Origin of the sequence: Polyangium sp. 15x6 (assembly GCF_029960785.1) — a bacterium.
In the GTDB taxonomy this organism is placed as follows: Bacteria; Myxococcota_A; Polyangia; order Polyangiales; family Polyangiaceae; genus Polyangium.
The window spans coordinates 84,784-111,382 of record NZ_JASBQE010000025.1; the positions used below are offsets into that span (position 1 = coordinate 84,784).

Annotated in this window: 22 protein-coding genes; 17 read left to right on the top strand and 5 right to left on the bottom strand. The window is 68.5% G+C overall.

Going from position 1 to position 26,599, the window contains the following annotated elements; genetic code table 11:
* The first annotated feature begins 1 nt into the window (after nt 1).
* The 4 genes from QHF83_RS20180 to QHF83_RS20195 are packed head-to-tail and all read left to right on the top strand — an operon-like array spanning nt 2 to nt 5,026.
* The gene (locus QHF83_RS20180) at nt 2–1,393 is read left to right on the top strand and encodes a di-heme oxidoredictase family protein (protein ID WP_282419503.1); all 1,392 of its coding nucleotides are present in this window, start codon (nt 2–4) and stop codon (nt 1,391–1,393) included.
* Complete coding sequence (locus QHF83_RS20185) at nt 1,390–2,529, top strand: imelysin family protein (protein WP_282419504.1); 1,140 nt, start codon at nt 1,390–1,392, stop codon at nt 2,527–2,529. Before QHF83_RS20180 ends, QHF83_RS20185 begins: the two co-directional genes overlap by 4 nt.
* On the top strand, nt 2,516–3,925 hold the full coding sequence (locus tag QHF83_RS20190; RefSeq protein ID WP_282419505.1) for an HTTM domain-containing protein: 1,410 nt from the start codon (nt 2,516–2,518) through the stop codon (nt 3,923–3,925). The genes QHF83_RS20185 and QHF83_RS20190 overlap by 14 nt, the downstream gene beginning before the upstream one ends.
* A 39-nt stretch (nt 3,926–3,964) precedes the next feature.
* Nucleotides 3,965–5,026 carry a M28 family peptidase gene (locus tag QHF83_RS20195; RefSeq protein WP_282419506.1) on the top strand — a complete coding sequence of 354 codons (1,062 nt, stop codon included), beginning with the start codon at nt 3,965–3,967 and terminating at the stop codon, nt 5,024–5,026.
* A 5-nt stretch (nt 5,027–5,031) separates the two neighbouring features.
* On the opposite strand, the gene QHF83_RS20200 is transcribed toward QHF83_RS20195, so the two are convergent.
* The 3 genes from QHF83_RS20200 to QHF83_RS20210 form a co-directional block, all read right to left on the bottom strand.
* A complete protein-coding gene (locus QHF83_RS20200) occupies nt 5,032–5,760 on the bottom strand; it encodes a hypothetical protein (protein ID WP_282419507.1) in 729 nt (242 codons plus the stop codon).
* Nucleotides 5,761–5,844: 84 nt separating this feature from the next.
* A complete protein-coding gene (locus QHF83_RS20205) occupies nt 5,845–7,170 on the bottom strand; it encodes a hypothetical protein (RefSeq protein WP_282419508.1) in 1,326 nt (441 codons plus the stop codon).
* Between the two features lie 11 nt (nt 7,171–7,181).
* Nucleotides 7,182–7,619: a hypothetical protein gene (locus QHF83_RS20210; protein ID WP_282419509.1), complete on the bottom strand. Its 438-nt coding sequence runs from the start codon at nt 7,617–7,619 to the stop codon at nt 7,182–7,184.
* Nucleotides 7,620–7,640: 21 nt separating this feature from the next.
* On the opposite strand from QHF83_RS20210, the gene QHF83_RS20215 reads away from it, so the two are divergent.
* The 9 genes from QHF83_RS20215 (at nt 7,641) to QHF83_RS20255 (ending at nt 18,328) form a co-directional block, all read left to right on the top strand.
* A complete protein-coding gene (locus QHF83_RS20215) occupies nt 7,641–9,050 on the top strand; it encodes an amino acid permease (RefSeq protein WP_282419510.1) in 1,410 nt (469 codons plus the stop codon).
* Nucleotides 9,051–9,077: 27 nt separating this feature from the next.
* Entirely contained in the window at nt 9,078–9,941 is an 864-nt protein-coding gene (locus QHF83_RS20220) for a class I SAM-dependent methyltransferase (protein ID WP_282419511.1), read from the top strand.
* 69 nt (nt 9,942–10,010) lie between these two features.
* Nucleotides 10,011–10,265: a hypothetical protein gene (locus QHF83_RS20225; protein WP_282419512.1), complete on the top strand. Its 255-nt coding sequence runs from the start codon at nt 10,011–10,013 to the stop codon at nt 10,263–10,265.
* Nucleotides 10,266–10,439: 174 nt separating this feature from the next.
* On the top strand, nt 10,440–11,621 hold the full coding sequence (locus QHF83_RS20230; RefSeq protein ID WP_282419513.1) for a cytochrome c peroxidase: 1,182 nt from the start codon (nt 10,440–10,442) through the stop codon (nt 11,619–11,621).
* Between the two features lie 300 nt (nt 11,622–11,921).
* On the top strand, nt 11,922–13,103 hold the full coding sequence (locus tag QHF83_RS20235) for a YCF48-related protein (protein WP_282419514.1): 1,182 nt from the start codon (nt 11,922–11,924) through the stop codon (nt 13,101–13,103).
* A gap of 18 nt (nt 13,104–13,121) precedes the next feature.
* A complete protein-coding gene (locus tag QHF83_RS20240; RefSeq protein WP_282419515.1) occupies nt 13,122–14,735 on the top strand; it encodes a right-handed parallel beta-helix repeat-containing protein in 1,614 nt (537 codons plus the stop codon).
* A 17-nt stretch (nt 14,736–14,752) separates the two neighbouring features.
* Nucleotides 14,753–16,771 (top strand): NAD-dependent DNA ligase LigA, encoded by a 2,019-nt coding sequence (ligA, locus tag QHF83_RS20245; RefSeq protein ID WP_282419516.1) that lies wholly within the window; start codon nt 14,753–14,755, stop codon nt 16,769–16,771.
* 106 nt (nt 16,772–16,877) lie between these two features.
* Nucleotides 16,878–17,282, top strand: coding sequence for a hypothetical protein (locus QHF83_RS20250; protein WP_282419517.1), 405 nt, complete (start codon nt 16,878–16,880; stop codon nt 17,280–17,282).
* 122 nt (nt 17,283–17,404) lie between these two features.
* Complete coding sequence (locus QHF83_RS20255) at nt 17,405–18,328, top strand: SDR family oxidoreductase (RefSeq protein ID WP_282419518.1); 924 nt, start codon at nt 17,405–17,407, stop codon at nt 18,326–18,328.
* Between the two features lie 675 nt (nt 18,329–19,003).
* Here QHF83_RS20255 and QHF83_RS20260 read toward each other — a convergent pair.
* Complete coding sequence (locus tag QHF83_RS20260) at nt 19,004–19,564, bottom strand: DUF2231 domain-containing protein (protein WP_282419519.1); 561 nt, start codon at nt 19,562–19,564, stop codon at nt 19,004–19,006.
* A 216-nt stretch (nt 19,565–19,780) separates the two neighbouring features.
* Here QHF83_RS20260 and QHF83_RS20265 point away from each other — a divergent pair, with 216 nt between their 5' ends.
* From QHF83_RS20265 to QHF83_RS20275, 3 genes are all read left to right on the top strand, one after another.
* Complete coding sequence (locus QHF83_RS20265) at nt 19,781–21,826, top strand: cation:proton antiporter (protein ID WP_282419520.1); 2,046 nt, start codon at nt 19,781–19,783, stop codon at nt 21,824–21,826.
* 149 nt (nt 21,827–21,975) lie between these two features.
* Entirely contained in the window at nt 21,976–22,512 is a 537-nt protein-coding gene (locus QHF83_RS20270) for a DUF4142 domain-containing protein (RefSeq protein WP_282419521.1), read from the top strand.
* Nucleotides 22,513–22,576: 64 nt separating this feature from the next.
* Complete coding sequence (locus QHF83_RS20275; protein ID WP_282419522.1) at nt 22,577–24,211, top strand: hypothetical protein; 1,635 nt, start codon at nt 22,577–22,579, stop codon at nt 24,209–24,211.
* A 6-nt stretch (nt 24,212–24,217) separates the two neighbouring features.
* On the opposite strand, the gene QHF83_RS20280 is transcribed toward QHF83_RS20275, so the two are convergent.
* Complete coding sequence (locus QHF83_RS20280) at nt 24,218–24,988, bottom strand: VOC family protein (protein WP_282419523.1); 771 nt, start codon at nt 24,986–24,988, stop codon at nt 24,218–24,220.
* Between the two features lie 542 nt (nt 24,989–25,530).
* Here QHF83_RS20280 and QHF83_RS20285 point away from each other — a divergent pair.
* The gene (locus QHF83_RS20285) at nt 25,531–26,553 is read left to right on the top strand and encodes a Rieske (2Fe-2S) protein (protein WP_282419524.1); all 1,023 of its coding nucleotides are present in this window, start codon (nt 25,531–25,533) and stop codon (nt 26,551–26,553) included.
* Nucleotides 26,554–26,599 lie beyond the last annotated feature (46 nt).

Sequence of the window (26,599 nt, forward strand, 5' to 3'; positions counted from 1 at the left end):
CATGCGATGGCCCGTGTTTCCTTTGGTCTTCGTGGTCCTCGGCTGCGGCGCGGAGGCCCCGCCCGGGGAAACCGGGCTCTCGGCCGAGCCGGGGGAAGAGCTCTCCGGCGGCGAGACCACGGTGCACGACACCTCGAAGAACGCCTACTCGCTCTCGGCCCGCAACATGACGCCGGAGCGGCGCAGCGCGTTCTTCGTGGGAAATTCGTTTTTCAAGGAAAACTGGGTCATCGCTCCTTCCTCCACCGAAGGACGGGACGGGCTCGGGCCGCTCTTCAATGCGCGCTCGTGCTCGTCCTGCCACCTCCTCGACGGTCGCGGCAGCCCGCCGGACGACCCGGCCGAGCCCCTCGTCTCGGTCCTCCTCCGTCTCGGCATCCCCGGCGTGGACGCGCATGGCGGCCCGGCTCCCGAGCCCCTGTACGGCGGCCAGCTCCAGCCGCGCGCGATCCCCGGCGTCGCGCCCGAGGGCGACGCGTTCGTCGCATATGAAGAAATGCCGGGCTCGTTCCCGGACGGCGAGACGTACAGCCTGCGCAAGCCCGTCTATACGATCGCCGCGGCCCGCGGCGACATGCAGCCGGACACGTTGTTCTCCCCGCGCGTGGCGCCCGCGATGATCGGCCTCGGCCTGCTCGAAGCCATCACCGAGGAGGACGTCCTCCGGGCCGAGGATCCGGGCGACGCCGACGGCGACGGCATCTCGGGGCGGGCGAACCACGTGTGGGACGTGGCGCGCGGGGCCGTCACGCTCGGTCGATTCGGCTGGAAGGCGAACCAGCCGACGCTCATGCAGCAGACGGCGGGCGCGTTCCTCGGGGACATGGGCATCACCACGTCGATGTTCCTGACCGAGGAGTGCACGGACGCGCAGGCCGATTGCAAGGCCGCCCCGACCGGCGGCAGCCCCGAGGCGAGCGAAAAGATCCTCGGGGACGTCGCGTTTTACTCGACGACCCTGGCCGTCCCTGCGCGCCGCGACGTGGGCGACCCCGGGGTCCTCGCCGGCAAGCAACATTTCCTGAAGCTCGGCTGCGGCAAATGCCACACGCCCTTGTTTCGCACCGGCACCTTCGACGGCTACCCGGAGCTCTCGGGCCAGACGATCCGGCCCTTCACGGACCTGCTCCTCCACGACATGGGCGAGGCGCTCGCGGACGACCGTCCCGATTTCGAGGCGGACGGGCGCGAGTGGCGGACGGCGCCTCTCTGGGGCCTCGGGCTCCTCGAGACCGTCAATGGCCACAAAAATCTGCTACATGATGGCCGCGCGCGCGGCTTCGTCGAGGCCGTGCTCTGGCACGGCGGCGAGGCGGAAGGCTCCCGCGAGGCGTTCCGCGCCCTGCCGTCCGAGGATCGCCGCGCGCTCGTTCGGTTCCTGGAGTCGTTATGAGCTTGTCCCGCCCCGCCTTTCCTTCCCGATCCACGCTCGCCCTCGCCATGACGCTCGCCCTCGCGGCGGCCTCGTGCGAGACGCCCACCGCGGACGACACGGCGCAACGCGCGGTGATGCACGACCTCGCCTACGAGGTGATGCTGCCGATCTACGACGAGCTCGAAAAAGAGGCGCTCCCGCTGCCTCCCGCCGTCGCGGGGTTCTGCGACGCGCCGACGGAAGACACGCTGAAAGCCGCGCAGGCGGCGTGGCGCGCGGCGCGCGTGCCGTGGAAGCATGCCGAGGCGTTCCGGTTCGGCCCGGTGGAAGACCTCCGCCTCGGCACCGCCCTCGACTTCTGGCCTGCGCGTCCCGACTCGATCGAATCCGCGATCACCGACGCGCCCGAGCCCGTCACCGCCACGCACATCGCCTCGCTCGGCGTGGCCACGAAGGGCCTGCCGGCGCTCGAATACCTGCTCTTCGATCCGGCGGGCGGCAATGCCGCGGTCCTCGCGTCCCTCGGGGCCGCGGATGCGACCGGGAAGAAGCGCTGCGCGTATGCGCGCGCCCTCGCCGAGGCGATCGCCGCGGACGCGACGACGGCGCAGGATGCGTGGAGCCTGGAGGGCGGCGCGTTCGTGGATCAGGTCGCGAAAGCGGGATCGGGCAGCACGCTCTTCCTCACGGGGCAGGACGGCATCGCGCGGATCGTCAACCTGCTCGTCTTCGCCATGCAGGCGGTGGCCGAGAACAGGGTCTCGGGCCCGCTCGGCGCGGTGAGCGGCGCCGGGCCGGATCCGACGATCATCGAATCACGCTTCAGCGACAACTCCATCGAAGACCTGCTCGGCACGCTCCGCGGCATCGAGGACGTCTACCTCGGCCGCCACGGCGACCACAGCGGGCGTGGCGTCACGGAGCTCGTCGCCGCGCGCAGCCCCGCCATCGATACCTCCGTTCGAAAGGCATTCACGGACGCGATGGCCGCGGCCTCGGCGATCCCCGGACCTCTGCGCACCGCGATCACGGATGATCCCGCGGCCGTCACCAAGGCGCACGACGCGCTCCGGGTCTTGCGGCGCCTCCTCTCCACCGACGTCGCCAGCGTGCTCGGCGTCACCGTCACCTTGAGTGACAATGACGGCGACTGAGAAATCGCCGCGGGAGAGCCTCGTCGAGAGGCTCTTCCGCCCCGTCGACATCGCGTCCCTCACCGCGTTCCGCATCCTCTTCGGCGCGCTCATGCTGGTGAGCGTCGTCCGGTTCTGGGCGAACGGCTGGATCCGCGATTTTTACATCGTACCCCCGTTCCACTTCCATTACTTCGGTTTTTCGTGGGTCTCGCCCTGGCCGAGCTGGGGCATGTACGCCCATTTCGTGGTCCTCGGCCTCGCGAGCGCCCTCGTGATGGTGGGCCTCTTCTACCGCGCCGCCGCGGCCGTCCTGTTCGTCGCCTTCACGTACGTCGAGCTCCTGGAGAAGGCGACTTATCTCAATCACTATTACCTCATCAGCATTCTCTCCTTCCTGATGATCTTCCTGCCGCTCCACCGGGCGGCGTCGATCGACGCGTGGAGAAACCCGGCGCTCGCGAGCCGCACGGCGCCGGCCTGGGCGCTCCTGCTTTTGCGCTTCCAGATCGGGGTCGTGTACGTGTTCGCCGGGATCGCGAAGCTCGGCCCGGATTGGCTCCTGCGTGGCGAGCCGCTCGGCATCTGGCTCTCGGCGCACACGGACATCCCGCTCGTCGGACCCTTGCTCGCCGAGCGCTGGGTCGCGCGCGCCGCGAGCTTCGCGGGCGCCGCGTTCGACCTCACCGTGGTGTTTTTCCTGCTCCGCGACCGCACGCGGCGCTTCGCGTATGCCGCGGTGCTCGGCTTTCATTTCGTCACGGGCATGCTCTTCCCCATCGGCGTCTTCCCGTGGGTCATGTCCGCGTCCGCGCTGATCTTCTTCCCGCCGAGCTGGCCGCGGCAGCTCGTCGCGCGGATCTCGCGCCGGTTTGCCCGCTCGACGCCCGAGGATCTCGCAGCCCCAGAGCCGCCGCGCACGATGGGTATGTGGCAGCGCATGGGGCTCGCGCTCCTCGCGGTGCATGGGATCGTGCAGATTGCGCTCCCGCTCCGCCATTTCCTCTACCCTGGGAACACGGCCTGGAGCGAGGAGGGGTTTCGATTTGCCTGGAGGGTCATGCTCGTCGAAAAGCTCGGTTATGTGGAGCTCCGCATCCACGACCACACGACGGGCCGGACGCTCCTCGCCGAGCCTTCCCGGTGGCTCACGCCGCTCCAGACGAAGATGATGGCGCAGAGCCCCGACATGATCCTCGAGCTCGCGCACCACGTCGCGGACGACTACGCGCGCCGGGGTAAACGAGTCTCCGTGTACGCAGATGCGTGGGTCACCATGAATGGTCGACCGAGCCGGCGGATCATCGATCCCAGCGTCGACCTCACGGCCGTCCAGGATTCGTTGCTGCCCAAACCATGGATCCTGCCGCTCGACGACAGCGCCGAGAAGTCCGCCACGGCTTCCTCGCAGCCTTGATCTGGTGAATCGGCCCCGGCCCGGCGTACCCTCTCGCCGATGCCGCGCCTCCCGCTCGCCCTCTCGCTCGTCCTCGCCGCGTGCGGCGCTCCGGCCGCGCCCCCCGCGCCCCCGCCCGCGCCGATGGCGGCTTCTGCGCCCCCGCCCGCCGCGCCTCCGCCCATCCAGCCGGCTTGTGCCCTCGCGGCCGAGCTCCCGTCGCTCCCGGCGCCCCGCCTCGACCTCCGCGCGCCCGAGCCCTCCCGGGAGAACCTCCGCGCCTGGGTCGAGCTCCTCGCCGATCCCGCCCTCCATGGCCGCGCGGCCGGCTCCTCCGAAAACCGCCGCGTCGCCGATCTGCTCGCGCGCGCTTTCCTCTCGTTCGGTTTTTCCCCGCCCGAGGGCCACGACCCTTGTGTCCCCTTCGAGCGCAGCGGCCTCCGTGATCAGAACGTCATCGCCCACCTCCGCGGAAAACCACGTCCCGAGGGCCTTGCCGTCCTCGTCGGAGCCCATTACGATGCGCAGGGCGAACGCGGCGGCGAAGCATATCCCGGCGCCGATGACAATGCCTCCGGCGTCGCAGCTTTGCTCGAAATCGCCCGCCTGCACGCCTTGCGTGGGACGGATCTCGACCTCGTCGTCGTCGCGTTTGGCGCCGAAGAGCGCGGCGTGCTCGGGGCGAAAGCTTACGTCGAGGCGCCGACGGTGCCTCTTTCGCGCCTCGCGCTCATGGTGAACCTGGACATGGTCGGCCGGCCCCTGCTCGACGGATCGCCGCTCCGGCTCGTCGTCCCCCGCGCATCCGAGGCGCTCGGGTTCGTCGTGGGGACACGGGATGGGGAAAGGACGCGCGCGCTGCTCGATCGTGCGGCGGCACGTGAGGATCGGCCTCTGTTTGGCATTCCCGAGGCGGCAATGACGCGACTCGGGTACGCCTCCGACAGCGTCCCGTTTGGCCCGCACACCCCCACGATTTTTCTCTCCGATGCCGCGCTCGCCGATTACCATCAGCCCACGGACACGCCCGATCAGATCGATACCGACCAGATCGGGCGCGCCGTGCGCCTCACGTTGACGGTGCTCGACGAAGTGCGGAAGGAGCGCGATTCTGGGCGATAGTTCGCCTACTTTCCGCCCTTACCCCCGCACGCGGGATTGAACGGCAAGGACTCTCCATCTCCCGCATTGTTCAATTCATCGAGGACCGCGCCCAGAACCAGGCGGCGCTCGTCGTCGCCCTCGTCGAACGCAACGTCTCCGAGGGCGAGGAGCTCGTCCACCGTCTCGAGATCCCCATCGGCGTCGACGTCCGCGAAGACGTAGTTACCGATACCGAAGGCCTTGGCGTTGAACTTCGCCGCGAGGAGCTGGTGGCCCAGGATGATCTGCGGGTCGCCCTTGGGCGGCGTCTGGAAATACGCCTGCACCTCAGCCGACGAATCGAACGTCACGGTCGCGCCGAGCGAGACCGGCAAGAGTGAGAGCCCACCCACGACGCCATCGATGACGCAGGTGTGGTTCTTCCAGAATCCTTGCGTCCGCGTGAGGAGCGGAACGTCGCATTCATCGGGCGGGTCCGTCGGATCCGGGGGCGGCTCCGTGGGCGGGTCCGTCGGATCCGGCGGCTCCGTGGGAGGCGGCTCCGTGGGCGGAGGCTCCGTGGGAGGCGGCTCCGTGGACGGCGGGGCAACGATCGTGGGCGGGCTCGTGGGAAGACACGGCTCCGGCGTGGCGACAACCGCGAATTTGACGCCACGCAGCGGATCGAATGACGCCTGATCGAAAGAAGACTGCTCGCAACCGAGCAGCAGGAAGAGGGAGGTCACCGCAACGGTAAATGACGAGTTGCGCATGACGGAAGTATACACTCCGCACGCACCATTGAAAGGACGAATCTAGACGAAATCGATGGTCAATGCAGTGACCATCTTCCTGCGTCAGGGGGCGTGCCAATGCAGCGCTGCGCGCACCCTCGCACTGCTGCCGTCGTCCGTGCAGGTGAAGGCGCCGCGGCCGAGGTTTTTCTCGATACATGCGGAGAGCTCGCGATCGGTCGTTCCGGCGACCACCTTGCCCGCGGCGGGCACGCCGTCCTCGCGGATGTCGAGATCGACCACGACCAAGCTGCCGGCGGGGGCCGCGCAACGCGCGAGCGGCGCTTGCAGCGAATCGACGTTGTCGACCACGAGCCGCTTGACGGACGAGTAACGCTTTTTCCCGTCGACCACCTGCTCCATCGAATGCCAGTCATCCTCGACGTGGAGGTTCGTGCTCGCCTCGATTACCCGGATCTCCGGCCGCGGCTTTCCGGCCAGATCCGGCGCCTCGTACCGCACGCGGATCGTGCGCCGCCCGGGCCGCTTGCTGATCGCTGCCGAACCCACGAGCGCCTGGCACACGCATGCCTCGCGCGCGCCCTCGCGGCCGTCCCGAAAATCGAGGTTTTCCATTTCGCAATACCGCCCGCCGGCGTCGCCCTGCACGAGGAAATCGCGGGTCACGTCGTCGTCGTTCGCAAAACATGCGGCCAGGCTGACCGCGCGATCTTTCCAGTCGATGGTCCCGGGCTCACACTGCCCGAAGTTTCGATTCTCGCAGATCGTGAGGGGACCTTCGCGGAGGACGCTGGTATCACGCGCCCACCCGAGGGTGCCGAGTCCGCCGACGAGGCCGGCCGCGCCGTCGTCCCGGACGAGCGACGCGAACGCCGTGCGATATCGATCCACGATCCCGAGCTTCGGATCCCAGGGCGCCTGGAACGTGACATCGGGGCCGCCCGTGCGCGGAAGAATGTTGATCCAGAGCTCCTCGCCCTTGCCCCCCGCGATCCCGGCGACGTGGATGACGTCCGTCGTCAACCACCCCTCGTCGTGGGCGCGCCGCGACAGGGGTTCGCCCTCGTAGGCGCATCGATGCCCGGTTTTCTGGGAGACGGGCCGCAACTTCGGATCGACCATGGCCGGCCCGAGAATCAGGTAATCGGGCGCGACCCGGGCGAGGTGCGCTGCGAGCTCGGCGCGGAGGGCCGCTCGTTCGGCGCGGAAGAGCTGATCGTCCTCGATCGGGAGCACCGCGACCTCGGGCCGCTTGGCCTCCGCCGGCGGCTGCGCGGCCGCCGGCGCCTGCGGCTGCGGCGCGGACGCGACGAATTGCGGATCCGAGACGACGGTCGCTTGAAGCGGAGATTGGACCACGCAGGATGCGCCGAGGAGCGCGCTCCCGAGGGTCAGGAGCGTGGCGCGCGCAGGAATCGAGGTTCGCATGGCAAAACGCATCAATCGATGGTGATCGTCAAAGCCTGGCCGATGACGTGGCACTCATCCGAGGTCACCGTGACGTTCGCCGTCTTCGTCGCCATGTCGCGCGTCGCGGTAATGACGAAGTCGCCCGCCTCTTCCACGCCGCAATCGTAGGTGTTCTCGATGACCTGCTCGCAGGGCTTCGCCGCGCTGCCGTTCACCGTGTACTCGAGCTCGGCGTCGGTCACGGCTGCGCCGGTGCCGTCGACGACGGTGACCGTCACGGAGACCGCGGCGATCGTGGTGCATTGGACCTCGTCGGAGCTACAGGCCGCGAGCGGGAGAAGGAGGCAAAACGAGAGGAGGGGCATCAAGAACGAGCGCATGCCCGACGGCTTTACCGAGCGCTCGCCGGCCGGGCAAATTCTCGGCGGAGACCGCGCGCCGCCCGTCGCCTGGCCTGCCTTCTGCACGGCATTTCCCTCGGGGGGCCGATGCGAGGCTGGTTCGACACCATCCGGATCCGAGCGACTTCGTCCGCGGGCCGGACGTCCGAAGGTGGCGCGCGGGGGCTCTCGGTCAGCGACGGCATCTATTTCGTCGTCGGCATCGTGATCGGCGCGGGCATCTTCAAGACGCCCTCGCTCGTCGCGGCGAACGTGACGAGCGCCGGAAGCGCAATGCTCGCCTGGATGCTCGGAGGTGTGGCCTCCTTGCTCGGCGCGCTCTGTTATGCCGAGCTCGCCTCGACGTACCCCCACAAGGGCGGCGATTACCACTACCTCACGCGAGCGTTCGGCGGCACGGTGGGCTTTCTCTTCGCCTGGTCGCGCATGGCCGTCATCCAGACGGGATCCATCACCATGCAGGCCTTCCTCATCGGGGATTACGCCTCCCGGGTGGCCTCGTTCGGCCCCCACTCCGCGTCGATCTGGGCCGCCCTCGTCATCGCTCTCCTGACCGGCGCGAACATCGCCGGCCTCGAGCAATGCCGCGTCCTGCAGCGCGTGCTCACGGCCGCGCTCGTCCTCGGCCTCGTGCTCGTCGTCGTCGCCGGCCTCGTCCTCACGCCCGCGCCGGCCCCGGCCGCTGCCGCGGCGGCGACCGCGGCGAACCCGGCGTTTGGCCTGGCCATGGTCTTCGTGCTCCTCACGTACGGCGGATGGAACGAGGCGGCCTACCTCTCGGCCGAGCTACGCGGCGGCCGGCGCGCCGTCGTGCGGGTGCTGGTCATCGGCATTGGCCTCATCACGGCGATTTACCTGGCCGTCAACCTGATCTTCCTCCGTGGCCTCGGGTTTCCGGCCATTGCCGGCTCCGACGCCGTCGCGGCCGATCTCATGCGCCGGGCCATCGGTCCGGTCGGCGTCCCGCTCATCAGCGTCCTCGTCTCGCTCGCCGCGCTGAGCACGATGAACGCGACCATCTTCACGGGAGCGCGCACGACGTTCGCGCTCGGCCAGAGCTTCGCGCCCTTCCAGCGCCTCGGCCGGTGGCACGACGGGGCCGACACGCCGCGGAGCGCGCTCGTCGTCCAGGGCGCCATTGCGCTCGCGCTCGTCCTCCTCGGCGACGTCACGCGCGGCGGATTCGTGACCATGGTCGAATACACGGCGCCGGTCTTCTGGGGGTTTCTCCTGCTCGTGGGCCTGTCGCTCTTCGTGCTCCGCAAAAAGGACCCCGACGCCGCGCGCCCCTTCCGCGTGCCGCTCTATCCCCTCGTGCCGGTGCTTTTTTGCGGCGTTTGCCTGCACATGCTCCGGTCGAGCCTGGCGTATACGGGCGTCGGCGCGCTCGTGGGCGTGGGTGTGCTCCTTGCTGGTGTGCCGGTGCTGCTCCTTCCGCGCCCGCGCCCGCGCGCGCGCGGGCGCGGAAGGCGGCGGGCGGCGGAGGCTCGACGCTGACGCAATCGATCACGAGGAGAGGAGCTCATGCCGAAGCGAATGCTCGTTCCGTACCTCGCACTTTGCCTCCTGCCGGCGGCTGCGCACGCCGAGGGCGCGCGCAAGCCCCAGGTGACGCGGGTCGCGCAAGGCCAGGAGACCGTCCAGAAAGACGTGCCCTTCGTGCCCACGCGCGAGGAGACCGTGGCGCGAATGCTCGGCATCGCCGGCGTGACCAAGGATGACGTCGTCTACGACCTCGGCAGCGGCGACGGCCGCATCGTGGTCATGGCCGCGCAAAAGCTCGGCGCGCGCGCCGTCGGCGTCGAGATCGATCCGGTGCGCATCCAGGAGGCCAACATCAATGCCAAGGCGGCCGGCGTCACCAATCGCGTGGAATTCCGGCAGCAGAGCCTCTTCGACGCGGACATCAAGGACGCGACCGTCGTCACGATTTACCTCTTGCCCGCGGTCAACCTGAAAATCCGCAGCAAATTGCTCACCGAGCTCAAGCCCGGCGCGCGGATCGTCTCGCACGACTTCGACATGGGGGACTGGCGGCCCGACCGGAAAGAAATCGTCGGCGACGACACGGTGTATCTGTGGATCGTCCCCGCCAGCGTGCAGGGCACGTACCGTTTGTCGGTCCCCACGGCGCAGGGCGAGGCGCCGGCCACGCTCACGCTGAAGCAGGAGTTCCAGGACGTGAACGGCACGCTCCGGATCGGCAATCGGCGCTTGCCGCTCGCGGAGGTGGTCCTGCAGGGCGACGCGCTCAGCTTCCGCACGGCCGAGGGCCCCGAGATGCATTTCCGTGGCCGGGTCGAGGGGACGCGCATTCACGGGAACGTGATGCCGGCCGGCGGGCAATCGCGGGCATTCACGGCGCAGCGGGAAGCGGCGACCCCGTGACGGCGCTCGACGTGGGCGGCGCCCGGGCCCATGGACCCAAAGCGCGGCCGCGCAGAAAGGAAAGGGGACATGGCCAAACACGGGGCGGGCAGGCGTGACGAGGCGGGCGCCGAGCGGATCGAGCCCGGGCAATCGACGCGGACCGTGAATCCGGCCGCGAGCGGATCCATCGCCGACATCGCTCGGCAGCAGGGATCGAGCCAGCGCGGCTATACCGCTGACAATCCGCATCAATACGACGAACCCGCCCCGCCGGGCGCCAAGGTCACGGGGGATCCGGGCCGCGCGAGCTGGGGCGAACGCAAAGGCTCGCAAGGCTTCTGAAACGAATGACCCCACGTCCTCCGCACCTCGCCCGTGGCGCACCCCCGCGGCTGCGCCCGTCTCTCCGTTGGCACCTCATTTGCTCTGTCTCGCCGTCGAGCTTTCCCCCCTGGCGACGACGAGAGGTGCCTTGTGCGCAAAACGACGACGATTGCTTTGATCTCCTTGACCTGCATGGCTGCCCTGGCCGCTTGCGAGGGCCCTGCTGCCGAGACGCCCGATCCCATCGATCCGCCGGGTCCCCCGGTGACGACCGACGACGGGCTCGATCTCCCCGCGACGCCCTACAACTACGCCGAGATCGACCTACCCGCGCATTTCCAGGGCCAGCTCGCGCAGGACCAGGACAACACGCCCGCGGCGAACCCCATCACCGACGACGGCGCGACCCTCGGCCGCGTGCTCTTCTACGACACGGCCCTTTCGAAAAACGGCGCCGTCGCCTGCGCTTCCTGCCACAAGCAGAAGGACGCCTTCGCCGACACGACGCGGCTGAGCCTCGGCTTCGAGGGCGGCGAGACCGGGCGAAACTCGATGAGCGTCATCGACGCCCGCTACTATCGGAGCGGCCGCTTCTTCTGGGACGAGCGCGCCGCCACGCTCGAAGATCAAGTGCTCCGGCCGATCCAGGATCCCGTCGAGATGGGTCTCACCCTCGACGAGCTCGTCGCGAACGTCTCGGCGAAGAGCTACTACCCGGCGCTCTTCGAAAAAGCGTTCGGCGACCCCGCGATCACCTCGGACCGTATCTCCCGCGCCCTCGCGCAGTTCGTCCGATCGATCGTCTCGTACCGTTCGCGCTTCGACCAGGGCATCGAGGCGGCGGGCGGCGACATCGCCGCCGACTTCCCGAACTTCACGCCCGAGGAAAACGCGGGCAAGGCCCTCTTCCTCGGCCCCGCGGGCGGCTGCGCGGCGTGTCACCTCGACGACGGCCCGCCCCACCCGCCGCCGCGCCGGAACAACGCGTTTTTCTTCATCGCGATCCCCACGAACAACGGCCTCGACGCGACCACCGACGTCGATGACAACGGCCTCGGCGAGATCACGGAGAACCCGCAGGATAGCGGCCGCTTCAAGTCGTCCTCGCTCCGCAACGTGGCGCTCACCGCACCGTACATGCACGACGGCCGCTTCGAGACCCTCGCCGAGGTCGTCGAGCATTACAACTCCGGCGTGAAGCCGCACCCGAACCTCGACCCGCGCCTGCGCGTCCAGGGATCGACCGAGCCCCGCAAGTTGAACCTCACGCCCGAGCAAAAGGCCTCGCTCATCGCCTTCTTGGGGACGCTCACCGACGACGAGCTGCTCGTCGATCCGATGTACGCGGACCCATTCGAAAAGACCTCGCCCTGAGCGCTCACCCGGCCGCGGGGACGGAAGCCGGGCCTTTCGCTTCGGGGATGGAGGTTCCAGCCTCCATCCCTGGAGGCGCGAACCTCCATCGACGGCGTCAGACCTTCTTCAACGCGAGCGCCGGCACCCACCCGTAGCGTCGCTCTTTCTTCTGCGGGTCACCCGAGACCACGTCGCAGTAGCCGAAATACCAGACCACGCGACCGATGAACTTGCCCGGGTTCTTCTTGGGGACGCGGTCCGGACTTGTTTCGCCGCCCGCGGTGTGGTTATGGTGGCATGCTCGAACGAGGCACGCGAATGCACCGATCCCTCACGCGCTCGTTTTCCTGGGCCGTTGCGCCGGCGGCCCTCCTCGCGGTCGCCTGCGGCGGCGGGCGTTCTCCGGGGCCTGCGCCCGTCGAATCCGCGCCCGTGGTCGACGTTCCCATACCCACGACGACCGGAGTGAAGCCGCCCGCGCCCGCGGCGCTCGAAGAGAAGCCCGCGGCGCCCGAACCTTCGCCCGCGCCTCCGCCGGAGGCCAAAGCGTACCGCGAGATGGCTTTGGTCCTGCTCGACGGCCCGCCCGGCACGTGGACCGGCGAGCACGGCAACTACCATTCCCCGGTGCGGGAGGTATGGGGCGCCGGGGACCTCGTCTTCGCCGCCGCCGGCGACGAATTTTTGCAGTCGAACGATCGCGGCCTCACCTGGCGCATCGTAAAACTCCCGCCAACGACCCAGGCCCTCAGCGTCTGGGGCACCTCGCCCGACGAGGTCTTTGTGGGCTCGAAAAACGTCATCCTCCGCTCGACGGATCGCGGCGTCACGTGGAAAACCACCGTGGTTCCGGCGAATGCATATTACAATGGGTTCTGGGCCGACGAGAAGGACGTCTACGCCGTCGGCTCGGACGGCGTGATCCTGCACTCCACGAATCGCGGCGAGACGTGGGAGCGGCAAGGGGAAACGCTGGGCCTTCGCTGGCTCTACGGCGTCTGGGGCAAAGGCCGCGACGTCTGGGCCTTCGGCGAAGCCGCACCGAAAGACGGCTCGTGGCAGAGCACGACCGCGCTCGTGCACACGCAGGACCGCGGAAAGAGCTGGACGCTCATGAACATCAACGCCGCGCCGCTGCGTGGCATCTGCGGCACCGGCGACGGCGTGATGCACATCATCGACTCCAGCGGATCGATCCATCAGTCGAAGGATCGCGGCAAGACCTGGGCGAAGGCGCATTCGTTCGGCTCGATGGAGCTCAGCGCGCTCGCTTGTCGCGGCAAGAGTGAAATCTTCGTGGGTGGCCGCAATCGCACCTTCCAGCATTCCGAGGACGGTGGAAAAACGTGGACCGACGAGCTCTCCGCGCAAAACATGTGGACGAAGCTCGCCTACAGCATGGTGGATACGATTTTCGCCTTACCGAGCGGCGAGGTCTTCGTGGGCGGCGAGGGTGTTTACTCGCCGCGCCCCACGGGCACCTTGTTTCGCCGCCGTTGATACCGTTACCATGTGGGCATGCCTTCCTCGATCCACGCTCGCATCTCGCTCACCCTCTCTGCCTGCACGGCACTCTCGCTCCTGATCCTCGATCCAGCCTCCGCGTCGGCCGCCGAATGCGGCTGCAATCACGAGATCATGCCGGGGACGACGGCCGTGAACGGCACCGAGCTCGGTGTCAAGCCCGGCGACGTCGTCTGCGTCATGGCCGGGGATTACCAGTTCATCCGCTTCCGCGAGATCCGCGGCACGCCGGAGGCGCCCGTCGTCGTGAAGAACTGCGGCGGCGTCGTCAACGTGCGCAACACGGATCGTGCGTACGCCGTCGATTTCCAGGGTAGCTCCCACGATTTTCATCTCACCGGAACCGGGGAAGCCGGCGTCGAGTACGGCTTCCGGGTCAGCGCGCCGGACAAGGAGCCGTATCCGGGCGTGGGCCTCTGGTTCCTCGACAAGAGCACCGATTACGAGGTCGATCACATCGAGGTCTACGAGACCGGTTTTGCCGGCGTGATGTCGAAGACCGACCCTCTCTGCGACGGCAGCGCCGACCAGGACAAGTTCATCCAGAAAAACGTGCGCCTTCACCACCTCTGGGTCCACGACACCGGCGGCGAAGGATTTTACGTGGGCAGCACCCAGGGCGCCGGCCATACCATCACCTGCAATGGCCAGCAGGAGGTGCGCATGCCGCATTTCCTGGAGGGCATCGAGATCGACCATTGCCTCGTGGAGGACACGGGCTGGGACGGCGCGCAGGTCGGCATGGCCCGCGAAGGGTGCAGCGTCCACGACAACGTGATCCGCCGCGTCGGTGGCGAGATGGTGCAATACCAGTGGATGGGCCTGCAGATCGGGGGCCCCTCGAAGTGCGACATCCGCCGGAACATCATCTCCGACGGCCCGGTGAACGGCATCTTCGTGTTCGGCGCGAACGACACCACCGTCGCCGACAACGTCGTTCTGCGCTTCGGCGAGACGAACATTTACGCGAACATTCAAAACAACCCGGGGCCCGTCGCTTATCGCATCGCCCACAACACGCTGGTCGGCTTCGGCAAGGCCGCGGTGCAGGTCTTCGGCGACAAGATCGAGGGCGCGTTCGCCTACAACAACTTCGTCGTGGGGCCGAACTCGGCCATCGGGGCGGGCAACGACGTCGGCTGGGCGGCCGAGGGCAACCTCTTCGTGCCCACGGTCGCCGAGGCCGGGTTCGTCGCGCCCGACGCGGACGATTACCACCTGACGGAGAGCTCGCCCGCACGCAGCGCCGGCATCGATCACAGCGCCGACGGTTTTACCACCGACCTCGACGGATTCCTCCGCGCCAAACCCCCCGCCGTAGGCGCGTACGAGTTCGTCATGGATTCGCCCACGGGCGGCGTGGGCGGCGGTTCGAGCAGCTCCTCGGGCCCAGGCGGCGGCGGCGGAGCGGGCGCGTCCGGCGGCTCGGGCGCGGGCGCGTCCGGCGGCTCGGGCGGCGCATCCGCGGACGATCCCGGTTCCGACGCGAGCTGCGGTTGCCGCGTGGCCGGAACGACGGACCCCGCGACGAACCATGGCGCCCTCGCGCTCGTGGCCGGCGCCTTCCTCGCGACCCGGATTCGCCGTCGTTTGCGCGCCTCGCGCTGAAGCCGCATGCTCCCGGCGTGCCCTCCGAAGAAGACCTCGCGCGGGCGCGCGTGCGGGCGGACGAGCTCCGGGCTGCCATTGCGCACCACGATGATCGGTATCACGTCCTCGCCGCGCCGGAGATCTCCGACGCCGAATACGACGAGCTCGTCCGGGAGCTCGAATCCCTCGAAAAGACCTATCCCGAGCTGATCACGCCCGATTCGCCCACCCAGCGCGTGGGCGCCCCGCCCGAGGCCCTCTTTGCGCCGGTCCGCCACAGCGACCGCTTGCTCTCCCTCGACAACGTCTTCGACGACGCCGAGCTCGACGCCTGGTACGAGCGCGCGCGGCACGCCCTCGGCCGCGCCGTCGACCTCGTGACCGAGCCCAAGATCGACGGCGTCTCCGTCGCGGTCGTCTACGAAGGCGGCCGCTATCTGCGAGGCGCGACGCGCGGCGACGGCACGGTGGGCGAGGACGTCACGCAAAACCTCCGGACCCTGCGCGCGCTCCCCGCGCGCCTGCGTACGGAACACCCGCCGGCGTGGCTCGAGGTCCGCGGCGAGGTGTTCTTGCCAATCGCCGCGTTCGATCGGATCAACGAGGATCTCGGCGAGCAGGGAAAACCCCTGTTCGCGAACCCGCGCAACGCGGCCGCCGGCACGCTCCGGCAAAAGGATCCGGCGGTCACGGCGCGGCGGCCCCTCGACATTTATTTCCACGGCCTCGTACGGATCGAGGGGCGCACGTTCGCGACCCATTTCGAGATGCTCGACTACCTGCGCGACGTCGGGCTGCGCGTCCACCCGCGCTCGGCGCGCGCGCCCGATCTCGACGCGGCGAAGGCCGAGGTCCGGCGCCTCGCGGCGGATCGGCATTCGCTGCCGCACGAGATCGACGGGGCTGTGGTGAAGGTGAATCCACTGGCTGCCGAGATCGAGCTCGGCGCCACGGCCAAGGCGCCACGCTGGGCCGTCGCATACAAGCTCCCGGCGGAGGAGCGAACGACCCAACTGCTCGACATCCGGGTCAACGTCGGCAGGACCGGCGCGGTCACGCCGTTCGCGATCCTCGAACCCGTGCGCGTCGGCGGCGTCACCCTGCAAATGGCGACGCTGCACAACGAGAGCGAGATCACCCGGAAAGGCATTCTCATCGGCGATACGGTGGTGGTGCGCCGCGCGGGCGACGTCATCCCGGAGGTCGTCGCCCCCATTCCGAGCTTGCGCACGGGCGCGGAGCGCCCCTTCCACATGCCCACGGTTTGCCCTGCCTGCGGCGGCCCGATCGTGCGGCCCGAGGGCGAGGCGGTCGCGCGGTGCCCGAACCTCGATTGCCCGGCGCAGGCCCTCGAGCGTGTCGTCCATTTCGCCTCCCGCGGCGCGATGGACATCGAGCACCTTGGCTACGCCACGGCGCAGGCCCTGCTCGATCGGGGCCTCATCCGGGGCCCGTCGGACGTGTTTTTCTTGACGGAGGCGGATCTCGCGGGTTTGCCCGGGTACAAGGAACGCTCGATCCGGAACTTGCTCTCGGCGATCGAGGCCGCCAAGGATCGACCCCTCGATCGATTGCTGTACGGCCTCGGCATTCGCCACGTGGGCGCGACCGCGGCGCGGCGGCTCGCGGACGCGTTCGGATCGATCGACGCCATTGCAAAGGCGAGCGTGGAGGAGATCGCGGCCGTGGAGGGCGTCGGGCCCACGATCGGCAGAGCGGTCCGCGAGGCGTTCGACCGGCCCGCCATGCAGGCGCTCGTGGAGGATCTCCGCCGCGCCGGCGTGCGCCTGACCGAGGAGCGGAAGGAGACGGAGGGGCCCTTGTCCGGAAAAACGTTCGTGATCACCGGGACGCTCGCGGGCATGTCACGCGAGGCGGCCAAGGCTCGGATCGAGGCGCTCGGCGGCAAGGTCACGTCGAGCGTCTCGTCACGGACGAACTACCTCGTGGTGGGCGAGGGGCCAGGCTCGAAGCTCGAAAAAGCCGAAAAGCTCGGCATCCCGCGGCTCGACGAGGCGCTCTTCCTGGAGCTTCTGGCCAAGCCGGGAGAGTGAGCTCACGCCAGACAGAAAAAACATTTCCCCCTGTGGACGTCCGCCTGTCCGGGCACGACGTATAGCTTGCCTGCCCGGGGCGTCCCGGGCGCAGGGGGAATCTACGATGAACGCTATCAAGTCGTTGCTCTTGGCCGTGATGTCGATGGGTCTCGTCGGGACCGCCAGTGTGGCCCGCGCCGAGCAGCCGGTGGAGGAAGGGATCGTCGCCGAGGCCGAGGGCGCGCTCGTGGACAATGAAGCCACCGAGGAGCGCAACATCACGGAGTCCGACCAAGCGCTGTCGAGCCAGGACTGGAACCCCTACGATTACGAAGGGTTCCGTCGTCATGGCGGGCGGCGCGAGTGTCGGGAGTTCTGCCAGGACGAGTACTTCCGATGCGAGCGGTTCGACGATCGGTTCAGGCGCCACGGTTATGATCGCGACCGCTTCCGCCGCCTCGGCCGCTGCCAGCGCGAATTCAACTTCTGCGTGAGGCACGTCTGCGGCCGTCGCGGCGGCCGCTTCTGATACGCACCGACACGCGCTGTTCGTGCTTGGCAGTCGTGAGATCACCCGGCCCTCGCTCCCCACGTCCGGGAAGCGGGGGCCGGGCCCTGTCCGGTCCGCAGGTCTCGCCGGAGGAGATCGATATGAAGGGTTCGAACGCGATCAAGGGGTCGGTCGTCGTCATCACCGGCGGGTCGAGCGGGATCGGGCTCGCGACGGCCGAGGCTTTCGCCCGGCGAGGAGCACGGCTCGTGCTCGCGGCGCGGCAGGAGGACGCCCTCGCGGAGGCAGCACGCGCCTGCGAGGCGCTCGGGGCCGAGGCGCTCGCCGTGCCGACCGACGTGACCGACGAGGCCGCGGTGGAGGCGCTCGCGCAAGCGGCGGTCGCCCGTTTCGGACGCATCGACGTGTGGATCAACAATGCGGCGCTCCTGCTCTTCGGAACGCTGCTCGAAACGCCGACCGCCGCCTGGAAGCGGGTCGTCGAGACGAACCTTTACGGCTACCTCCACGGGGCGCGGGCCGCGCTCCCGGTGTTCCTCGCGCAGGGTCGGGGCATTCTCATCAACAACGTCTCGGGCTGGGGTCTCGTGGGCGCGCCGCTCGCGAGCTCGTACGTATCGAGCAAGTTCGCGCTCCTCGGCCTCTCGGAGTGCCTGCGCCTCGAGCTCGCGCGTTTCCCCGACATCCACGTATGCTCGGTGCTCCCGCCCTCGGTGGACACGCCCATTTACGAGCGCGCCGGCAACCTCACGGGCCACGAGATCGGCCCGATCCCGCCAGTCTCCTCGGCCAACGACGTGGCCGAGGTCCTCGTCGATCTCGCCAAACGGCCGCGCCCACGGCGCGCCATCGGCGTCGCAGGCGCCTTTCTTTATATTTTGAGCCGGCTCTCCCCGGCGCTCTCGGCGAGCCTCATGGGCTCTCTCACACACCGCTTTTCGATCCGCGCGCAGCCCGCGACGCCGACGCTCGGCAATCTCTTCGAGCCGAAGGAGCCACACGCGAAGAGCGGCGGATTCGGCCGGCTCGGCGTGCGCCGCGGGGGGAGGGGGACGCTCTACTGAACGGAGAGGTATGCGCGGGGCTTTGCCCCGCACCCCAGCAGATGAATGAGCATTGGTTTCAGATGGTACCGTAGCGCCGGGGTTTCACCCCGGGCCCGACCAGGGGCTGTCCGCCCCTGGACCCGGACCAGCGCAAGCGCTGGACCTTTTGTGGAAGAACTGCGCGATGCGCAGTTCTTCCAACGGGCCGGTGGGACTTCTCGGTTGAGAGGTCAGCGCTGCGGTTTCGACATGAGACCAACCGGTCACCCGGTTTCCCTGGTCTCCCCGCGCACCTGTCCTGCGTGTCACCCGCTCCCGCGGACCGGGATCGCCATGTTCCACACGTGTCACCTCGCCGAGCCCCACCCGCGCGGCACCTTCGACGCGTGTCACCCACCCTTTTCGAGCGCAAGGACGGCCTGCCACGTGTGTCCATGCGGCGACGAGCACGGATCCGCCTGCTGCCACACGTGTCATCTGCCCAACCCGAACGGCTCTTGCGACCGACACACGTGTCAGACACCGCGCCGGCACAGGACCACCACCTGACACGTGTAAAACCCGGCCCCTTCGATGAACTGCGCATCGCGCAGTTCATCGACCCCGAGTCCAGCGCTTGCGCTGGTCCGGGTCCAGGGGTGGACAACCCCTGGTCGGGGTCCGGGGTGAAACCCCGGCGACACGCACGGGAGGTCACGACGCGTCCGAATCGCCACGATCTTCCGAAATGCGTCCGACGCCTGCGCCGTAATGGTACGCGAGTTCCCCGCCGAGCCAGGCGCCGAATCCGAGAATCAGGAAACCGAGCGATGACGCCACGAGCCCCGCGCCGCGGAGCTCCATGGCCCGCAGGATCACCGATCCCACCACGAGCTTCGTGCTCGCCACGTTCGACACTGCGTGCACGAACGCCACGCGTCGCGCTTTTCCTTCGAGATAGCTCCACTCCACGATCCCCGTGAGCGCTGCGGGGACGGTGGCCACGAGCCCGAACAGGAATGCGAGATCTGCTCCGCGCGCTGCCCATGTGCTCCCGAGTAGCGTCGCGACATCGAGGACGAGGCCCGTCGTGAAGGCCCCGATGGGCACGGGGATCAGCGCTGGATGCAGCGGATGCCCGAGCCAGGAGCCATCGAGTGCCCTTCGGATGCGGGGATGCCGCGCGAAGAAACCACGCACGGGGGCGTGAAATACGTCGACGATCTCGTCGAGCGGTAGCCGCTCGACGACACGCAGGGGCCACGGAACTCTCATGCTGCCTCCTCGCAATGCCGGTCAAGCAACGCTCGGGCCGCCCGCCGGCGGCTCGTCCCCTCTGGAATCGCGGGCGCCGCGGGAGACACACGAAAAGCGGCTTCTCGACGGCGCCACGCGCGAAGCGGCTTGCTTCGGACCGCGGATGGGGTGACGATCGAGCGCGCCGTTCGTTTGTCTTCAAACCAACCCCGTTCGACGTTACCTTTCACTCCGATGGGCCATATTCCGCTCCTCGACGAGATCGCCGTCATCGCGGCGCTCGGCGTCCTCGTGACCGTCGTCCTCTCGCGCCTCTCGCTGCCCACGGTCGCGGGGCTGCTCTTCTCGGGCGCGCTCGTGGGGCCGTTCGGCTTCAAGCTCGTGCGCTCGATCCACGCGATCGAGATCCTCGCCGAGATTGGCGTGGTGCTCTTGCTCTTCACGATCGGCCTCGAGTTCTCGCTCGCGCGGCTGAAGAGCATCTTCCGGCAGGTCGCGCTCGGCGGGATCATCCAGGTCGGGCTCACCACCGCCGTCGTCGCGCTCGTCGCGAAGGCCCTCGGACAGCCGACCGGGCGCAGCGTCTTCTACGGCTTCGTCTTCGCGCTCTCCAGCACCGCCATCGTCCTGCGCGCCCTGGCCGAGCGGCGCGAGCTCGACGCGCCGCACGGCCGCTTCATCGTCGGCACCTTGATCTTCCAGGACCTCTGCGTCGTCCCGATGGTCCTCGTCGTCCCCATGCTCGGCGAAGGCTCCGCGGGCACGAACATGGCCAAGGAAATCAGCCTCGCGCTCGGCAAGGCCACGGCCGTCGTCGTCGCGACCATCCTCGTCGCGCGCCTCGTCGTCCCGCGCGCCTTGCGCTGGGTCGCGGCGAGCCGTAGCCGCGAGGTCTTCCTCCTCGCCGTGCTCGCGCTCTGCGTCGGCACCGCGTGGCTCACGTCGCTCGCTGGCCTCTCGCTCGCGCTCGGCGCCTTCCTCGGCGGCATGGTCGTCGCCGACACCGAGTACGGCCACCGCGCCATGGGCGACATGCTCCCGCTGCGCGACGCCTTCGTCAGCGTCTTCTTCGTCTCGCTCGGCATGCTCTTCGACCCGCGGATCGTGCTCGAACGGCCGCTCCTCGTGCTGCTCCTCGCCTCCGGCTTCCTCGTCGCCAAGGGCTTGCTCGCCACCATCGCGGCGATCGCCATGCGCTTCCCGGCGCGCGTCGCCTGGCTCGCGGGCGTGGGGCTCGCGCAGTTCGGCGAGTTCGGGTTCGTCCTCGCGCGGCTCGGCGAGAGCACGGGCGTGGTCGATCAAAACGCCACGCGACCGCTCCTCGCGGCGGGCATCGCCAGCATGTTCCTCACGCCCGTCTTCGTGCGCGTCGCGCCGCACGTCACCGCGGGGCAGCGCTTGCTCGCGCCGCTCGAGCGGCTCATCGGCGTTCGTAGCATCGACGAGGCGGACCAGGGCGAGGTGCACGGGCTCTCGGATCACGTCGTCATCGTGGGCTACGGCGTCGCGGGCAAGCTCGTGGCGCGCGCGCTCGAGGCGTGCGGCGTCTCGTACGTCGTGCTCGAATTGAACTCCGAGACCGTCCGCGCCGCGCGAACCGCGGGCCAGCCCGTGTATTACGGCGACGCGACCAGCGAAGAGGCGCTCGGCCATGCCCACCTCGAAAAGGCGCGCGCGCTTCTTTTGCTCATGAACGATCCGCAGGCTGCGCAGCGCGTGGTGGACACGGCCAAGCGCGTCGCGCCCGAGGTCCCGATCCTCATGCGGGCTCATTACCTCCTGGAGAAACCGGCGCTCTTGCGCATGGGCGCGACGGACGTGGTGGCCGAGGAGGTCGAGGGCGGCGTGGAGATCCTCGCGAGGCTCCTCCGCTGGCTCGACGTGCCGCGCAACGTGATCGACGATCGCGTGGACGAGGCGCGCGCGACCACGCAGACCACCGAGCGCACGCACAAGCTCCCGCGGCGGGTGCTCGGCGAGCATGGGGATCTCGCCGAGCTCAAGATCGAGAGCGCCTCGGTGACCACGGCGAGCGCGGCGGTGGGTCGCTCGGCGGCGTCGCTCGGCGTGCGTCGCAGGACCGGTGCGCTCATCATCGCGGTGCGGCGCGGTGACAAACTCCTCGAACAGATGGATCCGCAGAAGCCTTTTGATGTCGGCGACATCGTCTATCTCGCGGGGCCCGTGAGCTCGGTGAAGAAGGCCGTCGATCTCCTGAGCCGGCCGCTGGCCGACGGCGAGGCGCCGGTCAGCGAGGCCATGCCGACTTCACGCGGTTGACGCGGATTCGCGAATCTGCTCCTCGCCGCGCGCCTCGGGAGCGAGGCGCGACATTCTCTCCGGCCAGGCTCCCGCCCGCGCGCTCGTGGTCCCAGGATCAGGCAGGACAGCGGGCGCTCCGCGGGGAGCCGGGAAGGGGGAATGTCATCATGAAGAAGGTTTTCATGGCGGTCATGCTCGCCACGATGGGGATGTCGTCCGTGGCCCTTGCGGAGACGCCGGAAGAGGAAGCGGCGTCCGAGCTCGCGGTCACGCACAACGATACGCTCTTCGTGCAGGCGGCGGCGAACAGCAATCTCTGGTCGGTGAAGGCCGCGCGGCTCGCCGTGCGTTTGGCGAAGAACTCCAAGGTCGAGGCGCTCGCGCTGCAGGAGCTCGCCGAGCACGTGAACGTGACCGAGGGAATCGAGGCGCTCGCGGGCAAGTTCGGCGTCGCGATGCCGACAGCGCTCGATCCTCTGGTCGAGAGCCTCTTCCAGCGCCTCTCGAACCTCCAGGGAAATCGCTTCGACCGGGCGTACCTGCACACGGTCATCGAGTCGCACATGTACGACGTGGCCATCCTGTCGCTTGCGCTGTCCTCCCGGGACGCGGACGTAAAGGCGTTCGCCGAGAAGAACCTCCCCATTCTGCGGGGGCACCTGGAGGCGGCGCAGGAGATCCTCCGGACGTTGCCCCAGGAATGACCCTCGACGGCGAACCACGACAAACGTGACGGCGCGCCTCCGATGCGGCTACCCTCGTCGGCCGATGGAGACGAGGCGCATGCATCGGCAGGGGACATGGATCACGGCTCGTCGCGGCGTGCGCTCGGCGCTCTTCGCCGCGGCGCTCGTTACGGGCTGCGCGGGACCGGCGAACGAAAAACCTCCGGCCACGGCGAGCGCTTCGTCGCCCCGCGCCGGCGCCTCTGCACCCGGATCCGCCGTGCAGATTCTCCTGCGCGAGGAGGTCGTGCCGGGGAAGCTCTCGGTCACGGTGTATTCGCATTCGCTCTCGACGCCCGAGGGACCGCTGCACTTCTGGACCTACGTGAGCGAGGGCCTCTGGTCGCTCGGGCAACGCGAGATCCGGTTCTCCGTCAAGCGTGAGCCCGACGATGCGGAGGGCGTATTCGATCGTCAGCTCTTCGAGCTCTACGGGCTCGTCTACGAGCTCGCGGAGCAGGGGAAGATCGTCGACGTCCACGGCCGGTCGCAGCTCGGCGGCCCGCCGCTGCTCGGGCGCGACGATTTTCATTGCATCATCTATGGCCCGCCGGTGCCGGTGGAGGGCATCGCGGCGAACGCGCCGTTCCTCTCGGCCGTGATGGTCACGTGCGAGGAGGAGGACGTGGGGGGGCAGGCCGGCTATGCGCGGATCCTGGCCCGGCTCGGCGCGCAGGCGAGCCATTATCCGACCCCGTTCTGGACCGACCGCAAGCGCCCTTCCGTGGCCCGGCCCGGGGAAACCGATCAGACCTTGATCACGAAGGGCTCGCGAAGGCACGTTCGCGGCGCGTCGGTGCGCCTGGAGCGAAAAGGCGGCCTCGCGAACGCCTCCCCGACGCAGAGTTTTTTCGTTCCGGGGGATCGTATCGTCCTGCGGGTGCTCCCCCGCGGGCTCGACAATCTGAAGTCGGCCGCGGCGTCGGAGGGGAACGAGGACGGCCTCATCCTGATGCTCGAAATGGATCCGAGCTCGGGCACGGGCCTCTACTGGTATCCGGGGCAAACCGTGGCCTCCGCCATCACGAGCCCGGCGGCCGCGGGCGATCGGATCACGGGCAACTTCCTGATCCTCGCCGGCAAAAAGGACGTGTCCAAGGCCGGGGTGGCCGAGGACGGGTTCGTCATGATGTTCCCCCTGGCCACGTGGAAACGGATTCGCGAGGCGCTCGTCTCGGGCAAGGAGATCACGATTCCCGGCCAGGGGGAGATGCCGGCGTTCGTCGTGGAGCACGTCCAGACGACCTACGTGAATCCCATCGACGGCAAACGATACGAATCGGAAACGGGCTGGGACACGGCAAAGCCCGAGGGCGGCGCGGCGGCGCAGAAGCGGAACGACCAGGTCGAGGCCGCGCTCGTTCTCCTGACGAACGAGCAGGACATCGCGAAGCGGACCACGGTCGACGACTTGAGCGAGGTCGTGAAGCAGATCATCGCCATCGTCGAGGCACAGGTCGGCACGTCGAAGGGGCCGGGCACCGACCTGCTCGTCGAATGCGAGCTCCTCCCCGGCAAGAAGAAAAAACTCGAGATGGCCCAGCGGCCGACCGTGGATCAGCCGTTCGCGCAGGCCATCTACGAAAAAATCGAGAAGATCGTGGCCCCGGAGGTGAAGGGCCCCGTGAAGTTCCAGGTGGTCTTCAAGATCCGGGGCGGCAGCCCTCCGGGGCCGTGAAGGGCGTCAGCGGCGTTTTTCCTCGTATACCGAGAACACCGCGCCCTGCGGATCCGAGAGCACGGCGAACCTGCCCCCGCCGCCGATTTCCTTCGGCCCCAGGTACACCTTGGCGCCGAGCCCGCGCGCCTTCGCCACCGTGTCGTCGGCGTTCTCGACCGTGAAATACGCGCTCCAGTTCGGCGGCACCTGGCCCCAGCTCGGGTCGATCTTCAAGAGCCCGCCCACGTGCTCGCCATTCACGATCCACTCCTGGTAGGTCGCGTCACCGCCGGTCGACCAGCCGAAGAGCGCCGTGTAAAACGCTTTTGCTTTCTCCGGATCGGTGGTCTGGAGCTCGAACCAAGAGGGCGCGCCCGGCTCGCCCCACAAAGTCGCGCCGATGTGTTTTTGCGGCTGCCAGAGGAAAAACACGGCGCCCGTGGGATCCGCGAGGATCGCCATGCGCCCCGCATCCATCACGTCGAACGCGGGCGCGAGGATGTTGCCTCCCAGCGTGGCGGCCTTGGCCGACACGGCGTTGATGTCGTCCACGGAGACGTAGACGTTCCAATGCGGCGGGATCCCACGCGATTGCTCCTCGGGCGGTTGTCCGCCGAGCCCCGCCACATCGTGCTCGCGTTTCCGGAACATCGTGTACGACCCGCCGGGGAACGGCATCTCCTCCGCCGTCCAGCCAAACAGCGTCGTGTAAAACGTCTTGGCGGCCGCGGGATCCGTGGTCATCAGGTCCGTCCAGCAAAACTGGCCGGGTGCATACGAGCTCTTCACCGTCATGGACTCCTCCCTTCGTGGCGGGGCCCATTGTACACAGCGCGGCCTTCGTGTCACCTGAAGAGTTTGGCGCAGCGAATGTGCAAATGACACATCGATGGGTCTCGGCTGGAACCGTGGAGCCGGGGCGCTGCCCCGGACCCCGCGGGGGCTGTTCGCCCCTCGACCCGAACCAGCGCAAGCGCTGGACCTTTTGTGGGAGAACTGCGCTCCGCGCAGTTCTCCCAGCAGGCCGGTGGGACCGCCTCGCCAGCCGAGACGTCAGCGCTGCTGTCTTGGTTGGCGAGATCGTCGCCGGTCTTGCCTCGGCCTGTGCGATGAACTGCGCGGAGCGCAGTTCATCGTCCTGGGTCCAGCCCCTGGCTGGTCCGGGTGCAGGGGCGGACAGCCCCTGCTGGGGCCTGGGGCAAAGCCCCAGCGAAACGGCCTCGAGATGAGTGCCAGAAGAGCGCTCCTTGACATGCGGCTCGGCTGTCCCGTCTACTCGAAGCGCGGCATTCCCGCATTGAATCGGCATTGCGGACGAAGGACGGAGACGACGTACGATGGAGACCAAGAGCCATGGGGGACCGGGCCAGGTGATCGGCGCGAGGAGGAGGCTCCTCGGCAAGCCGATCCCGGCCGAAGGGGAGGGCGGTGTATTCACGCAATCGTGGTATCCCGTCTGCATGTCGAGCGAGCTTTCGCCGGGGAAGATCCTCGGCGCGAGCTTCCTCGACGGGCGCATCGTGGTGTTTCGGGGCGAGAGCGGCAGGGCGCAAGCGCTCAGCGCCTACTGCCCGCACCTCGGCGCCGATCTTGCCGCGGGATCGGTCGTCGGGGACGCCATCCGTTGCGCGTTTCACCACTGGGAGTACAGCCAGGAGGGGACCTGCCTGAAGACCGGCCCCGGCGACCCGCCGCCGCCCGGCGCCTGCCTCTTCCGCTTCCCGACGGTCGAGAGGTACGGGATGATCTGGGCCTTCAACGGCGAAACCCCGCTCTTCGACCTCCCGGATTTCCCTTATCCCGACGACGATCTCGTCTTCCGGGTGGAAGAGCACGACGAGGTCTTTCCGGTCGATCCCTGGGTCGTCTGCTGCAATACGCCGGACGTACAGCACATCCGCGTCGTGCACGGCTTCAGGTTCGACAAGGGCGAGCCCGCCGAGAACATGGTCATCACCGATCATTCGATGATGTACGACTTCGACGGCATCCACCCCGCGGGCCCCCGGGTCACGTTCCGGGTGGGTATCTTCGGGACGACGATCTTTTATCAGAGCAGCTTCTTCAACGGCCGCTGGTATGGATACCTCGCCCCGTTCGGCATGCCGGCGCCGGGGCGAACGAAGCTGTACTACGTCCTGGCCACGCGGAAATCCGAGGGCGACGCGGCGTCCCAGAAGGAGCTGCTCGACTTCGCGATGGGCGTGCAGCGGCAAATCCTCGCGGACGACGCCCCCATCCTCCGGGGCGTCCACTTCCGGCCCGGCGCCCTGACGAAGAGCGACACGGCGCTCGCGCGCTTCTTCGAATACTTGCGCAAGTTCCCGCGGGCACACCCCTCGGCCGAGTTCATTCGCTGAAGCTCCTGCCCCGCGCGCCTCGACGCCGCGCCCGAGGACCCGGCCG